The 13,511-nt window shown below is 69.6% G+C and carries 12 protein-coding genes; 4 read left to right on the top strand and 8 right to left on the bottom strand.

Annotated features, from left to right (window positions below; all coding sequences use genetic code 11):
* Positions 1 to 8 precede the first annotated feature (8 nt).
* Together Asi02nite_RS02720 and Asi02nite_RS02715 are read right to left on the bottom strand one after the other, a co-directional pair.
* Positions 9 to 770: a DUF429 domain-containing protein gene (locus Asi02nite_RS02720; protein ID WP_203710512.1), complete on the bottom strand. Its 762-nt coding sequence runs from the start codon at positions 768 to 770 to the stop codon at positions 9 to 11.
* Positions 767 to 1,075, bottom strand: coding sequence for a DUF488 domain-containing protein (locus Asi02nite_RS02715; protein WP_203710511.1), 309 nt, complete (start codon positions 1,073 to 1,075; stop codon positions 767 to 769). The genes Asi02nite_RS02720 and Asi02nite_RS02715 overlap by 4 nt, the downstream gene beginning before the upstream one ends.
* A 239-nt stretch (positions 1,076 to 1,314) precedes the next feature.
* Here Asi02nite_RS02715 and Asi02nite_RS02710 point away from each other — a divergent pair, with 239 nt between their 5' ends.
* The 3 genes from Asi02nite_RS02710 to Asi02nite_RS02700 all read left to right on the top strand — a co-directional run bounded on the left by Asi02nite_RS02710 (position 1,315) and on the right by Asi02nite_RS02700 (position 5,373).
* Positions 1,315 to 1,932 carry an NADPH-dependent F420 reductase gene (locus Asi02nite_RS02710; RefSeq protein ID WP_203710510.1) on the top strand — a complete coding sequence of 206 codons (618 nt, stop codon included), beginning with the start codon at positions 1,315 to 1,317 and terminating at the stop codon, positions 1,930 to 1,932.
* A 146-nt stretch (positions 1,933 to 2,078) separates the two neighbouring features.
* On the top strand, positions 2,079 to 4,475 hold the full coding sequence (locus tag Asi02nite_RS02705; RefSeq protein ID WP_203710509.1) for an esterase-like activity of phytase family protein: 2,397 nt from the start codon (positions 2,079 to 2,081) through the stop codon (positions 4,473 to 4,475).
* A 202-nt stretch (positions 4,476 to 4,677) separates the two neighbouring features.
* Positions 4,678 to 5,373 carry an MIP/aquaporin family protein gene (locus Asi02nite_RS02700; RefSeq protein ID WP_203710508.1) on the top strand — a complete coding sequence of 232 codons (696 nt, stop codon included), beginning with the start codon at positions 4,678 to 4,680 and terminating at the stop codon, positions 5,371 to 5,373.
* A 10-nt stretch (positions 5,374 to 5,383) separates the two neighbouring features.
* Here Asi02nite_RS02700 and Asi02nite_RS02695 read toward each other — a convergent pair whose 3' ends face one another.
* Positions 5,384 to 6,238, bottom strand: coding sequence for a helix-turn-helix transcriptional regulator (locus Asi02nite_RS02695; RefSeq protein WP_203710507.1), 855 nt, complete (start codon positions 6,236 to 6,238; stop codon positions 5,384 to 5,386).
* Positions 6,239 to 6,340: 102 nt separating this feature from the next.
* On the opposite strand from Asi02nite_RS02695, the gene Asi02nite_RS02690 reads away from it, so the two are divergent.
* On the top strand, positions 6,341 to 7,336 hold the full coding sequence (locus Asi02nite_RS02690; protein ID WP_203710506.1) for an aldo/keto reductase: 996 nt from the start codon (positions 6,341 to 6,343) through the stop codon (positions 7,334 to 7,336).
* A gap of 32 nt (positions 7,337 to 7,368) precedes the next feature.
* Here the strand turns inward: Asi02nite_RS02690 and Asi02nite_RS02685 are convergent, their stop codons facing one another.
* From Asi02nite_RS02685 to Asi02nite_RS02665, 5 genes are all read right to left on the bottom strand, one after another.
* Entirely contained in the window at positions 7,369 to 7,956 is a 588-nt protein-coding gene (locus Asi02nite_RS02685; protein WP_203710505.1) for a TMEM165/GDT1 family protein, read from the bottom strand.
* Between the two features lie 189 nt (positions 7,957 to 8,145).
* Positions 8,146 to 8,706 carry a GNAT family N-acetyltransferase gene (locus tag Asi02nite_RS02680; protein ID WP_203710504.1) on the bottom strand — a complete coding sequence of 187 codons (561 nt, stop codon included), beginning with the start codon at positions 8,704 to 8,706 and terminating at the stop codon, positions 8,146 to 8,148.
* A 10-nt stretch (positions 8,707 to 8,716) separates the two neighbouring features.
* Positions 8,717 to 10,756 (bottom strand): ABC transporter ATP-binding protein, encoded by a 2,040-nt coding sequence (locus Asi02nite_RS02675; protein ID WP_203710503.1) that lies wholly within the window; start codon positions 10,754 to 10,756, stop codon positions 8,717 to 8,719.
* Positions 10,753 to 12,486: an ABC transporter ATP-binding protein gene (locus Asi02nite_RS02670; protein WP_203710502.1), complete on the bottom strand. Its 1,734-nt coding sequence runs from the start codon at positions 12,484 to 12,486 to the stop codon at positions 10,753 to 10,755. The genes Asi02nite_RS02675 and Asi02nite_RS02670 overlap by 4 nt, the downstream gene beginning before the upstream one ends.
* Positions 12,480 to 13,091, bottom strand: coding sequence for a TetR/AcrR family transcriptional regulator (locus Asi02nite_RS02665; RefSeq protein WP_239126440.1), 612 nt, complete (start codon positions 13,089 to 13,091; stop codon positions 12,480 to 12,482). The genes Asi02nite_RS02670 and Asi02nite_RS02665 overlap by 7 nt, the downstream gene beginning before the upstream one ends.
* Positions 13,092 to 13,511 lie beyond the last annotated feature (420 nt).

Raw genomic sequence — 13,511 nt, 5'->3', positions numbered from 1 at the left:
TGACGATGCTAGGAACGATCTTCGACCCGCGTCTGCCGAATTAGGTCGGCGAGCGGTCCGGTGGGCAACGCGATCCAGCCTTCAGTGGTCGCGGCGGCCAGTTGCGCCGGCGACGGGCGGCTGGCTTGGCCGATCGCCGCCGCCCGTGCGGCCAGGGCCGCCACCACCGCATCCAGCGCGTCGTGGCTGCGGCGGCACAACGTCTCGAACGGGCCGAGCGAGAGCCAGGGCGCCGACTCCAACAGTGCGGAAACCAGGTCCGACGCCAGGCCAGCACGCTTGTAGCCGCGATGGGTCAACCCCCAGCAGAACAGCGACGCCGCCGGATAGACCTCCACCACCACATCGTCACCGGCTCGGGACAGAGGTGCACCAGAAGGAGAGAGCAGAGCCAGCAACCCAGCTGCGCGGAAGGCGGCGTGGCCGATGCGGTCCGCGGAGACGCTCATCGGGATCAAGCCCGTCGTCGACCGGACCACCTCATCGGTCATCCGGTACGCCAACCGCCGCCGCCACGCGGCACCGTCGCCAGATGATGGCGGCGTCACCGAGCCGGACTGATGTGTGGTCACGAACGACACGAACGCCGACGGCCAACCCAATGGGCTGTCGATACCCGCCTTGTCCGATCCACGAACAGCCGCCACGATCGATGCGTCGGTGACGCCGACCGACAGCGACGAAACCACCGCGCGACCTGCCGACCACGTCACGACCGCCAAGCCCGAGCGCTCGTCCGCAGCCGCCAGATCGACTCCGACGGTGATCACGTCAGTGCCGACAGGATGACGTCGCGGTGGCAGTGGGACTGGTCCGCTTCGAAGCAGAGCAGCGCTATCCGTTCGTGCGAGGCGAGCAAAGCCACCTCGGTGAGTGCCGACATCGGCATCAGGTCCGCGTACGCCGCGCGGGCCGACGCCGCGTCCGGACTTCGGAAACCCGCCTGGTTCCACGGCGGGTTACCCAACGCGGGCACGTGCGTATAGCCAAGACCAGCCGAAGCGTCCAGCGAACGGAGCCGCGAAAGGAAATCAGGGAGGGTCAGTCCCTCGTACCCGATGCCGACGATGTTCATCTGAGAAAGAGTGCCACGGCCGGCCTCCGCAGCTCCGGGACGAGCTGCGGAGGCCGGCCACCTACCCCCAGCGAGAAACGACACCCTCGAAAGACAGGTACAACGTTCCCAGATCGGGGCGTACGGACCTATCGGGAACACGTCCCATCACCCGGCGTCGGACCGGCTTAATCACGCGGAGTGAAAACGCCGAAATCCGACAGGGGTGAGTGCGGCAGAAACGGGAAGCAGGCAACAGCATGAGGATCGGGATTGTCGGCTCAGGCAAGGTCGGCGGTGCGCTCACGCGGCGTTTCCGCGAACTCGGACATGACGTCACCGTCGCGAACTCGCGTGGGCCACAGTCGCTGCGGCCCCTCGCGGATCAGACCGGTGCCGTCGCCGCCACCGTGACCGATGCGGCCGAAGGCGCCGATGTGGTCGTCCTCGCCATTCCGACGTACGCCGTCGCCGATCTTCCGAAAGACGCCTTTCGCGGGAAAATCGTCGTCGACGCCATCAACTACTACCCGGAACGCGACGGCGAGATCGAGCCGCTCATCGACCGGGCGGTCACCTCGAGCCGCTGGCTCGCCGAGCAACTCCCCGCGGACGTGCACGTCGTCAAGGCGTTCAACAACATCAGCGCACCCCGCCTCGACCGCAACGGCAGGCCCGCCGGCGAGAAACGAATCGCGCTCCCGGTCGCCGGCGACGACACCGCCGCCAAGCGCGTCGTCGAGGGACTGGTCGACGAACTCGGCTTCGATCCCGTCGATGCCGGCACGCTCGACGCGAGTTGGCGTCAACAGCCGGGTACCGCCGTGTACCTCACCGACCTCGACCGGGCCCGGTTGAGAAACGCACTCCACGTTTGACGGACAGACCACCGCCAGGCCGGGCATAAAGCGACCCGGCAAACGATTCCGCATCCCGTACGACACCGCCCGTTGGTTTTCCGGACGAGTAAAAGCCAGAGCAGGCGACTAAGCAGATCACGTCCGCTAAACCAGGGAGTTTCAGCATGCCCGTTCCACGCGCGACCGGCCGGTTCGTCCGGACCGCAATGGTCGCCGGCCTCATAACCGTCCCGGCAATGGTCGGGCAGGCCGCGTTCGCCGCGCCGGCCGACAAGGACCCCGGCTTCGCCCGGCTCGCGACCTTTCCGGTCTATCTGAACAGCGCCGAGGACCAGGAGACCGTCGCCGAGATCAGCGCGGTCAGCGCCGACGGCAAGACCGTGATCTCCACCGACAGCCCCGGAAAGCGCCTCGGCTTCACCGACATCTCGGACCCGGCCAAGCCGAAGCCGCTCGGCACGTTCGCGCTGCCCGGCGAGCCCACCTCCGTGGCGGTCCACCAGAACTACGTGCTCGCGGTCGTCAACACCAGCGAGGACTTCGTCAACACCTCCGGCGTGCTCGTGGTCATCGACCTGAACACCCGCAAGGAGGTACGCACGATCGCGCTCGGCGGCCAGCCCGACTCCGTCTCCGTCGCGCCGAGCGGCAAGTTCGCGGCCATCGCGATCGAGAACGAGCGCGACGAGGACCTCAACGACGGCCAGCTCCCGCAGAAGCCCGCCGGTTTCCTGCAGATCGTCGACCTCAAGAAGAACCCCACCAACTGGACGCTGAACCGCGTCGACCTCAAGGGCCTCGCCAAGGTCGCCCCGAGCGACCCGGAGCCCGAGTACGTGTCGATCAACAGCCGCGACGAGGCGGTCGTCACGCTCCAGGAGAACAACCACATCGCGATCGTCGACCTGGCCAAGAAGAAGGTCGTCAAGGACTTCAGCGCCGGCCAGGTCAAGCTGTCCGGTGTGGACACCGAGGAAGACGGCACGATCGCGCAGGACGACAGCGTCACCGTCAAGCGCGAGCCCGACGGCGTCACCTGGATCGACGACGACACGTTCGCGACCGCCAACGAGGGTGACTACGAGGGCGGCTCCCGCGGCTTCACGATCTGGAAGCGCAACGGCGAGGTCATCTTCGACGCCGGCAACTCGTTCGACCGGCTCGCCGCCGCGCACGGCCTCTACCCCGAGGGCCGCTCGGACGCGAAGGGCACCGAGCCCGAGGGCGTCGCGTTCGGCAGGTTCGGCGGCAAGCCGGTGCTGTTCGTCAACTCCGAGCGTGGCAATTTCGTCGCCGCGTACGACGTCAGCAAGCCGAAGAGCCCCGAGTTCCTGCAGATCATGCCGACCACGAACGGCCCCGAAGGCGTCACCACCGTGCCGTCGCGCGACCTGCTCGTGGTCTCCAGCGAGGAGGACCTCCCCGACGACGGCATCCGCGCGTCGGTGACGATCTTCAAGTTCGGCAAGGACAAGGGCGCGTTCCCGACCATCCGCTCGGCGTACGAGCCTGGTCAGAAAAAGGCTCCTATCTCCTGGGGCGCGCTCAGCGGCCTGTCCGCGGTCCCGGGCCAGCCGGCCCAGGTCGTGTCGATCACCGACAACGTCTACACCCCCACCCGCCTGCTCACGATCGACACGGCGCAGCAGCCGGCGCTGGTCAAGTCGGAGCTGACGGTCACCAAGGGCGGCCAGCCGATCGGGTACGACGCCGAGGGTGTCGCGGCCCGCGCCACGGGCGGCTACTGGATCGCGATCGAGGGCGACGGCACCGCCGCGAAGCCCAACATGATCGTCCGGCTCGACGCGAAGGGTGCGGTGCAGGAGGAGATCCCGCTGCCGGCCGACGTCGCGGCGAACGTGACGAGCAACGGCCTCGAGGGCGTGGCGATCACCGGCGCCGGCAACAGCGAGCAGGTCTGGGTCGCCGTGCAGCGCGAGCTCAAGGGCGACGCGAAGGGCACGGTCCGGATCGGCCGCTACTCGGTGGCCGACAAGAAGTGGGCGTGGCTGGGCTACCAGCTCGACGCCGCGCCGGCGGGTGCCTGGATCGGCCTGTCCGAGCTCGTACCCGTCGACAACGACACCTTCGCGGTGATCGAGCGCGACAACCAGCGCGGCCTGAAGGCGACGGTCAAGAAGGTCTACACGTTCGACGTACCGGCTGATCTCGGTGTTGCGCCCCTGCCGACGGTTTCGAAGAAGCTCGCGGTCGACCTGCTGCCGCTGCTCGAGGCGGACAACGGCTGGGTGCAGGACAAGGTCGAGGGCCTGACGATCGCGGGCAACGGCGAGGTCTTCGCGGTCACGGACAACGACGGGGTCGAGGACGCGACGGGCGAGACGGTCTTCATGCGCCTGGGCCAGGCGAAGAAGGTCTTCAAGCCGGGCGGCAACGACAACGGCGGCGGCACGGGCGGCGGCACGGGCTCCGACGGTGGCAGCCTGCCGCTGACCGGCGCTCCGGCCCTGCTGATCGCGGGCACCGGCGCGGTCGTGGTCGCGGCGGGTGCGGCGCTCTTCCTGCGCGCCCGACGCGCGAAGCTCCGCTTCACCGCATAGCTGTTTGTTTCGAGAGGAGGGCTCGCGTCGGTTGCCGGCGCGGGCCCCTTTCAATCTTTCTTGCTCGGGTCCGCCGTGGGCGCGACCGTCGCTCCCGCCAGACACCGCTCGCTCCGCTTCGCTGCCACGTCCGCGGTGGTCAAGGACGCCCTATCGTCCGTTTTGCTGCGTTCCGCCGGTATTCGACGCTAGGTTTCGGCCCATGGCGGGGCTGAGGCGACACGCGGCGGAGTTCGTCGTTGCTTGTCTTCCTCGGCGCGGCTCCGCGGTAGCCGCCCGCACCGACGGCGGCGTGGTCGCGGTGGCCCTCACCTTCGGCTTCACCCTGCTGGTCCTCGTCTACGCGATAGGCCCGATCTCGGGCTGCCACGTGAACCCGGCGGTGACGATCGGCGCCCTGCTGGCCGGCCGGATCTCCCTGCTGGGCGCCGCGGGCTACTGGACGGCCCAGTTCGGCGCCGCGACGTTGGCGGGCCTGGGCTTGTGGATCCTCACCCGCCACGGAGGCGTAACGGACCAGACGGGCTCGCTGGCCACGAACAGCTACGGCCCCCACATCAACCTGGGCGTCACGTTCCTGCTGGAGATCGTCCTGACCTACCTGCTGGTCCTGGTCGTCCTGGTGGTGACGAGCCGCTCGGAACAAGCAGGCTTCGCCGGCTTGGCAATAGGCCTGGCCCTGGCGGCGACCAACCTGGCCGCGATCACCTTGGACGGCGCCTCGATCAACCCGGCCCGCTCACTGGGCCCGGCAATCTTCGAAGGCGGCGAACCCTTACGCCAACTCTGGGTTTTCATCGTCGCGCCGCTGGTCGGCGGCATCCTGGCGGCGGCCACGGCCCCACTCCTGACCACGACCCACGCCCGCTACCGCCGCCACACCGAAAGCGCCGACTGAAGGCCGTCGCTCACCGCAGGGGCGCATCGCCCGCCGGGAAGTCTTCCGTGCCCAGCACGCGGAGCAGGTCCAGGCGCTCCCGGGCCTCCGTGTCCGCCGGGGTGAGGACCAGGAGTTGTTGGCCCAGGTCGGGCGTCACGAGCGTTTCGCAGTCCATCGTCAGGCGGCCCACTCGTGGGTGCAGGAACGTCTTGCGGTCCGCGCGCCGCACCGCCACCTCGTGCTCCGCCCACAGAACACGGAACTCCGGGCTCGCCGCCCGCAACCGCGCGACGAGGCCCTCCACCACCGGGTCGCCCGATCGGCGGCCCGCGGCCGCGCGCAGGTCCGCGACGATCTCGCGGGCATGCCGCGACTGGTCCGCAGGATCGTGAGCGGCCCGCGCGGCCGGATCAGTAAACCACCGGTAGGCGATAAAACGCCGGTCCCCCGAGAACCCCGTCAGGTCGCCCCCCAACAAGACGGCGGTCCGGTTCTGGGCGAGCACCTCGCCGAGATCGGAGAAGACCAGCGCCGGCGTATCGCCCAGCAGGTCCAGCAGGCGAATCAAGCCGGCGCGGGCCAGGCGGGCCACCCCGTCCGCCGGCGCGGGCTGATGTCCGGCCAGGCGGAACAGGTGGTCGCGCTCGTCCTCCGACAGGCGCAGCGCCCGGGCCAGCGCGCCCAGCAACTGGGTCGACGGCTGGCTGCTGCGGCCCTGTTCGAGGCGTACGACGTAGTCCACCGACATGCCCGCCAGCATCGCCACCTCCTCGCGCCGCAGGCCGGTGGTGCGCCGGCGCGGGCCGTCCGCGATCCCCACCTCGGCCGGGCGGATCGCCTCGCGGCGCCGGCGCAGGAAGTCGGCGAGCTGGTCACGCTGCATCAACCCATGCTGCCTCGCGGCCCGCGCGCCGATCCAGGGAGCGGCACTCCCACGATGAACGCTCCCTTCCCAGCCGCACGGAGGAGAAGCAGCGTGGAGCACATGCAGACACGAACCTTGGGCACCACCGGACCGGCCGTCTCCGCGCTCGGGCTCGGCGCGATGAGCATGTCCGGCGCGTACGGGGCCGCCGACCGCACCGAAGCCATCGCGACCGTGCACGCCGCCCTGGACGCCGGCGTCACACTGGTCGACACCGGCGACTTCTACGGCATGGGCCACAACGAGTTGCTCCTCGCCGAGGCCCTCCGCGGCAGCCCGCGGGACAGCTACCAGCTCAGCGTCAAGTTCGGCCAGCAGCGCGGGCCCGGTCACGAGGCCGCCGGGCAGGACAGCCGTCCCGAAGCCGTCCGGAACTTCCTCGCGTACTCCCTGACCAGGCTCGGCACCGACCACATCGACATCTACCGGCCGGCCCGGCTCGACCCGACGGTCCCGATCGAGGACACGATCGGGGCGATCAAAGAGATGATCGACGCCGGGTACGTGCGACACATCGGCCTCTCCGAGGTCGACGCCCGGACGATCCGACGCGCCCACGCCGTGCACCCGATCGCCGACCTGCAGATCGAGTACTCGCTGCTGTCCCGCGCGGTCGAGGCGGAGGTGCTGCCCACGCTGCGGGAGCTGGGCATCGGGCTGACCGCGTACGGGATCCTCGGCCGCGGCCTCCTCTCGGGCCACTGGACCGCCGGCCACACGGCCGGCCCGGGCGACTACCGCGTCCTGAGCCCGCGTTTCGCGGCCGGGAACGTCGAACACAACCTGGCCCTGGTCGACGCGCTGCGCCGGGTCGCCGAGGCCAAGGGCTGCACCGTGGCCCAGTTGGCCATCGCCTGGGTCGCCGCCCAAGGCGACGACATCGTGCCGCTGGTCGGCCCGCGTACCCGTGAGCGCCTGACCGAAGCCCTGCCCGCGATCGAGCTGAAGCTGACCGCGGACGACCGCGCGGAGATCGAAGCGGCGGTGCCGGCGGGCGCCGCCCGCGGCGACCGCTACCCGTCGGCGTGGATGTCCACCCTCGGCGTCGGGAACTAAACGCCAAACGGGCGGATTCCGCCCGTTTGGCATCAGACCAGCTCGACCAGCGCCTCCGCGATCAGCCAGATGCCGAAGATGACGAACAGGGCGGCCGCACCCCACTTGATGGCCTTCTCCGGAAGCCGCTTCCCGAGCATGCGGCCGACCACGATCGCCAGCGCGTCCGCCGCGACCATGCCCACCGTCGAGCCGATCCACACCCCGAACCAGCCGTGCTGCGTCGCCAGCGTGATCGTCGCCAGCATCGTCTTGTCACCGAGTTCCGCCAGGAAGAAGGCGCCACCGACGGCGAACACGGCCGACCGGCCGGACCGCTGCGCCTTCGACTTCTCCTCCTCCGTCAGCGAGTCACCCCGTAGGGTCCACGCCGCGAAGGCCAGGAACGCCACGCCCGCCGCCAGGCTGATCCAGTCGGTGGGCAGCGTGGCGCCCAGGCCGTACCCGACCGCCACCGAGACCAGGTGGACGATCGCGGTGGCCGCGGTGATGCCGATCAGCACCGTCAGCGCGCGATAGCGCGTCGCGAACGTCATCGCCATCAGCTGGGACTTGTCGCCCAACTCGGCCACGAAGATGACGCCGAAACTGATGGCGAGTGCGGCCATGAAGCCTGACACGGAAAGACCCTCCCCGGGTGCGGTCACCGGGTCGAGGACAGCGCGAGACTTCGACCCGGCAATTGATCAACTGCCGTAGTCGAAGGTCTCGCTCACCCCAGGAAGCCTGAGGTCGGGTGGCCGGGCGTCCGGAGATGCCAGTGTGTCGACCACCGCGTTGGGAGCTACTCCCCTTCGCAGAGGCCTACGTTACTGGGTGAGCACCCAGATCGGAAGATCATCCAGGTGTGTGCTGCCGCTCACCCGCCAGCCGGCCCGCTCGTAAAGCGCGACGTTCGCCGGGTTGGTCGTCTCCAGGTAGGCGGGCAACCCGGCCGCGGCGGCCGCCGCCAGGCCCGGCTTCATCACCGAGCGGCCAAACCGGCGACCCGCCTGTGACGGGTGGGTCGCGAGCACACCGAGGTACCAGAACGGTTCGGGCCGCCGCGGGAACAACCCCTGGACTGCCCGGTGATAGTCGTCGAGCCGAGCCAGCGCGTCGTCGGAGACAGTCAACTTGGGCTCAGGGTTGTCGGACCACCCCGCGGGCGAGTCCCACATCGCGAGCGACAGCCCGCCCTCGACGACCCAGGTCGTCCCCGGTCCGACGCGCATGTCGAACAGGTGCCCGGCGAACTCGGCCGCCTCGGCGTCCCTGGTCACGGGGTCGCGGAAGAAGTAGCGGAACGCCGGATCCTGGTCGAACGCGGCGACGACGGTCTCGACCACCTGCTGGCGGTGAGCCGCCGTCGCCTGTTCCACGTGAATCATGCGAGGGACCCTAGCGTTGTGCCGGTGCCCCCGCGAGCGCGATTCCCCCGTCGGCGGACCCGGAATCAAGGTCAACCGCCGCCTGGGTGAACTGCGCGTCATGCAGCCGCCGGTACGCGCCACCGGCCAACAGCAGTTCCTCGTGCGTACCCTGCTCGACGATCCTGCCCTTCTCCATCACCAGGATCAGGTGCGCGTCGCGGATAGTGGAGAGCCGGTGCGCGATCACGAAGCTCGTGCGGTCGGACCGCAGTGCCGCCATGGCCCGTTGCAGCAAGGCCTCCGTACGCGTGTCGACCGAGCTCGTCGCCTCGTCCAGGATCAGCAGCGACGGATCCGACAGGAACGCCCGCGCGATCGTGATGAGCTGCCGCTCACCCGCGCTGACGTTGCTGCCCTCCTCGTCGATCACCGTGTCGTAGCCGTCCGGCAGGCTGCGCACGAACCGGTCCACGAACGTCGCCTCGGCCGCCGCCTGGATCTCCCGATCCGAAGCGCCAGGATTCCCGTACGCGATGTTGTCCCGGATCGTCCCCCCGAACAGCCACGTGTCCTGCAGGACCATGCCGATCTCGCCGCGCAACGTCGAACGCTTCATCGTCGTGATGTCGACGCCGTCGAGCGTGATCCGCCCGCCGTCCAGCTCGTAGAACCGCATGACCAGGTTGACCAGCGTGGTCTTGCCGGCCCCCGTCGGTCCGACGATCGCCACGGTGTGCCCCGGCTCGGCGACCAGCGACAGGTCGTCGATCAGCGGGTTGTCGGGCGTGTAGCGGAACGAGACGTGCTCGAACTCGACCCGCCCGTGCGGCTGCTTCACCTCGACGGCGGGCGACGGGTCCGGCACCTGCTCGTCGGCGTCCAGCAGGTCGAACACCCGCTCGGCCGACGCGACACCCGACTGCAGCAGGTTGGCCATCGACGCCACCTGGGTCAGCGGTTGGGTGAACTGCCGCGAGTACTGGATGAACGCCTGCACGTCGCCGAGCGTCATCGAGCCCGACGCCACCCGCAGGCCGCCGAGCACGGCGATCACCACGTAGCTCAGGTTCCCGATGAAGAACATCGCCGGCATGATGATCCCGGAGATGAACTGGGCGCCGAACGCGGCCTTGAACAGCTCGTCGTTCTTGGTCTCGAAGTCGGCTTCCACCTCGCGCCGCCGGCCGAAGACCTTGACGATCTCGTGGCCGGTGAACGCCTCCTCGATGTGCGCGTTGAGCCGGCCCGTGTGCGTCCACTGCGCGATGAACTTCTTCTGCGACCGCTTGCCGATCTGCTGCGTGACCACCACGGACAGCGGTACGGCGACGAGCGCGACGACCGCGAGCAGCGGCGAGATCACGAACATCAGCGTGACGACGCCGATCACGGTGAGCAGCGAGGTCAGCAGCTGCGACAGCGTCTGCGACAGGCTCTGCGAGACGTTGTCGATGTCGTTGGTGACCCGGCTGAGCAGCTCACCGCGCGGCTGCTTGTCGAAGTAGGGCAGTGGCAGCCGGTTGAGCTTGTCCTCGACGTCGGCGCGCAGCTTGCGGGTCGCGCTCTGCACGACACCGTTGAGCACCCAGCCCTGCAGCCAGCCGAGCACGCTGGCCACCACGTAGATGCCCAGCACGAGCATCAGGATCCGGCCGAGCTGGTGGAAGTCGATGCCGACACCCGGGATCGGCCGCGTCTTGAGCAGCAGTTCCGCGAAGTTGTTCTGGCCGGAGGCGCGCGCGGCCGCGGCGGCCTGCTCGAGCGTGGTGCCGGCCGGCAGCCGCCGACCCAGCACGCCGCGGAAGATCACGTCGGTCGCGTGACCGAGGATCTTCGGGCCGATCACCGACAGCGCCACGCTCGCCACCGCGAGCAGGATGACCAGGGACAACTGGGCACGGTACGGGGAGAGCCGGCGCAACAGGCGCTTCGCCGACGGTACGAACGTCATGGACTTCTCGGTCGGCATGCCGGCCGACATCCACGGTGGACCACCACCGGCGGGCCGGCGTCCGGCGGCGGGCAGCCGGCCGGGGGTCGCCTTCGCGGGCTTCTCGGGTGCGGTCATGCTGCGGCTCCCACGGTGAGCTGGGACTCGACGATCTCCGCGTACGTCGGGCAGGTTTCCAGGAGTTCGGCGTGCCGCCCACGGCCCACGACGGCGCCGTCCTCGAGCACGATGATCTCGTCGGCGTCGATGATCGTGGAGACCCGCTGGGCCACCACGACGACGGCGGCGTCGGCCGTCACCGGCCGCAGCGCGGCCCGCAGCCGGGCGTCGGTGCCGAGGTCGAGCGCGGAGAACGAGTCGTCGAACAGGTAGATCTCGGGTTGGCGGACCAGCGCCCGGGCGATCGCCAGCCGTTGCCGCTGGCCACCCGAGACGTTGGTGCCGCCCTGCGCGATCGGCGCGTCGAGCCGCTCGGGCATCTCCTCGACGAAGTCCCTGGCCTGCGCGATCTCGAGCGCGGCCCAGAGTTCCTCGTCGGTGGCGTCCGGGTTGCCGTAGCGCAGGTTGCTGGCCACGGTGCCGGTGAACAGGTAGGGCCGTTGCGGCACCAGCCCGATCCTGCTCCACAGCAGGTCGGCGTCGAGGTCGCGGACGTCGACCCCGTCGACCAGCACGGCACCGGCCGTCGCGTCGAACAGCCGCGGCGCCATCGAGATCAGCGTCGTCTTGCCGGCGCCCGTACTCCCGATGATCGCCGTTGTCCGCCCGGCCGACGCGGTCAGGTCGATGTCGCGCAGGACAGGCGCGGCGGCACCCGGGTACTGGAAGGTTACGCCGCGGAACTCCAGGCTGGCGCGCTGGCTGACCTCCTTGACCGGGTCGGCCGCGGGCACGACGGTGCTGTCGGTCTCGAGCACCTCGGTGATCCGCTCGGCGGCCACCGCGGCGCGCGGCACCATGATCAGCATGAAGGTCGCCATCATGACCGACATCAGGATCAGCACCAGGTAGTTGAGGAACGCGGTCAGCGCGCCGATCTCGATCTGGCCCGAGTCGACCCGGCTGGCGCCGAACCAGAGCACGCCGACGCTCGACACGTTCAGCACGAGCATCACGGTGGGGAAGATCAGCGCCATCAGCCGGCCGGCGCGCAGCGCGGTCCCGGTCAACTGGCCGTTGGCGTCGTCGAACCGGTCGGTCTCGAAGGGCTCGCGGACGAACGCGCGGACCACGCGTACGCCGGTGATCTGCTCGCGCAGCACCCGGTTGACCACGTCGATCCGGGTCTGCATCCGGCGGAACGTGGGGACCATCCGGCGGATGATCAGGCCGATGGCGATCGCCAGCACCGGCACGCAGACGAGCATCAGCCAGGACAGGCCGACGTCCTCGCGCAGGGCCAGGATGACGCCGCCGACCGCGGTGATCGGGGCGGTGACGAGCAGCGTCGCGCTCATCACGACGAGCATCTGCACCTGTTGCGTGTCGTTGGTGGTGCGGGTGATCAGCGATGGCGCGCCGAAGTGGTTGACCTCGCGGGCGGAGAACATGCCGACCCGGTGGAAGATCGCGCCCCGGACGTCGCGGCCGAAGCTCATCGCGGTGCGCGCGCCGAAGTAGACGGCCCAGATCGAGCAGCCCATCTGCACGACGGTCACGGCCAGCATCCAGCCGCCGATGCGGACGATGTAGCCGGTGTCGCCGCGCGCGATGCCGTTGTCGATGATGTCGGCGTTGAGGCTGGGCAGGTAGAGCGAGGCCATCGTGCCGACGAACTGGAAGGCGACAACGGCCAGGAGCGGTTTCGAGTACGGACGCAGAAAGCGCCGCAGAAGTCTGATCAGCAACGTTCCCCCGGGTTTTCTGGGCGGCGCAGGACACCGTCGAGCAGGACGGCGACGACCTCGTCGGTGGTGAGCGGGTGGTTGTCGGTGATGATCCGGTGCGTACCGGCGAAAGTGATCAGCCGGAGCATTCGCGCGACCTCGGCCGCGGGCAACCGAAATTCCCCGGCGTCGGGCGCCACGACCCGCTCGATGGCGTCGAGCATGGGCTGGTGGCTGGGCCGCTCTTCGGCCTTGTGATGCTGCGGCCCGTCCATCCGCAGGGCAGACATCACAGCGAACGCGGTCTCCAACCGCTTGCGCAGAATGTCGACGGCCTGGGCCAGCCGATCCCGAACGGGCAGTTCAAGATCGATACTGTTGAGTGCGGCGACGGTAGGCAACGGATCCAGAACGGTGGCGATGGCCTCCTTGACCAGGGTCTCCTTATCCGGAAAAACACGAAAAATCGTGCCTTCAGCAACCCCAGCGGCCTCGGCGATCTGCTTGGTAGTGACCTTGGTGCCGTGCTGGACAACCAGAGGCAAGGTAGCGGCCACGAGCGCGGCCCGCCGCTCTTCAGGCGGCAGAGGCCGAGCCCGCCCCCCACCGGCGGCGGTCGACGTCATCACGGAGGGAAGGCTAACTGAGTGAGTGACTCACTCACAACCGAATTTGGAACCCGTTCGCTGCGAGCGAAAGCACCCCGCCAGAGCGCGGGCAATGCGGTATGTGCCTTGCCTGACCGGCGCGATCTTGGTCGCGGCTCGCGGGGCCGCGGGTCCTTCAGCGGCGGTGGTGGCCAGGCGCGGAGCCGCCGGGCGGGCGGTCACCGCCTGGCCGCGTCGTCGGCCCTGGCGCCGCTTGTCTGTAGCGCGATACGTCGCGCCTGCCGCCTACCGGATGCGCTGATTGCCTGACGGCCGGCGAAGCGTGAGGCCTCGCTTTTGCCGCCCTGCGGGCCGCCCCGCCCCGCGCCGCCCCGCGCCGCCCCGCGCCGCCCCGCGCCGCCCCGCGCCGCCCCGCGCCGCCCCGCGCCGCCCCGCGCC

It is taken from the genome of Asanoa siamensis (genome assembly GCF_016862555.1).
Taxonomy (GTDB): Bacteria; Actinomycetota; Actinomycetes; order Mycobacteriales; family Micromonosporaceae; genus Asanoa; species Asanoa siamensis.
This window is presented reverse-complemented; position numbering and strand designations above follow the sequence as displayed.

Bases quoted from the DNA above. Each gene is read 5' to 3' on its own strand.
- Asi02nite_RS02715 (WP_203710511.1), bottom strand. From the start codon at position 1,075: ATGAACATCGTCGGCATCGGGTACGAGGGACTGACCCTCCCTGATTTC.
- Asi02nite_RS02710 (WP_203710510.1), top strand. From the start codon at position 1,315: ATGAGGATCGGGATTGTCGGCTCAGGCAAGGTCGGCGGTGCGCTCACG.
- Asi02nite_RS02705 (WP_203710509.1), top strand. From the start codon at position 2,079: ATGCCCGTTCCACGCGCGACCGGCCGGTTCGTCCGGACCGCAATGGTC.
- Asi02nite_RS02700 (WP_203710508.1), top strand. From the start codon at position 4,678: ATGGCGGGGCTGAGGCGACACGCGGCGGAGTTCGTCGTTGCTTGTCTT.
- Asi02nite_RS02695 (WP_203710507.1), bottom strand. From the start codon at position 6,238: ATGCAGCGTGACCAGCTCGCCGACTTCCTGCGCCGGCGCCGCGAGGCG.
- Asi02nite_RS02690 (WP_203710506.1), top strand. From the start codon at position 6,341: ATGCAGACACGAACCTTGGGCACCACCGGACCGGCCGTCTCCGCGCTC.
- Asi02nite_RS02680 (WP_203710504.1), bottom strand. From the start codon at position 8,706: ATGATTCACGTGGAACAGGCGACGGCGGCTCACCGCCAGCAGGTGGTC.
- Asi02nite_RS02675 (WP_203710503.1), bottom strand. From the start codon at position 10,756: ATGACCGCACCCGAGAAGCCCGCGAAGGCGACCCCCGGCCGGCTGCCC.
- Asi02nite_RS02665 (WP_239126440.1), bottom strand. From the start codon at position 13,091: ATGACGTCGACCGCCGCCGGTGGGGGGCGGGCTCGGCCTCTGCCGCCT.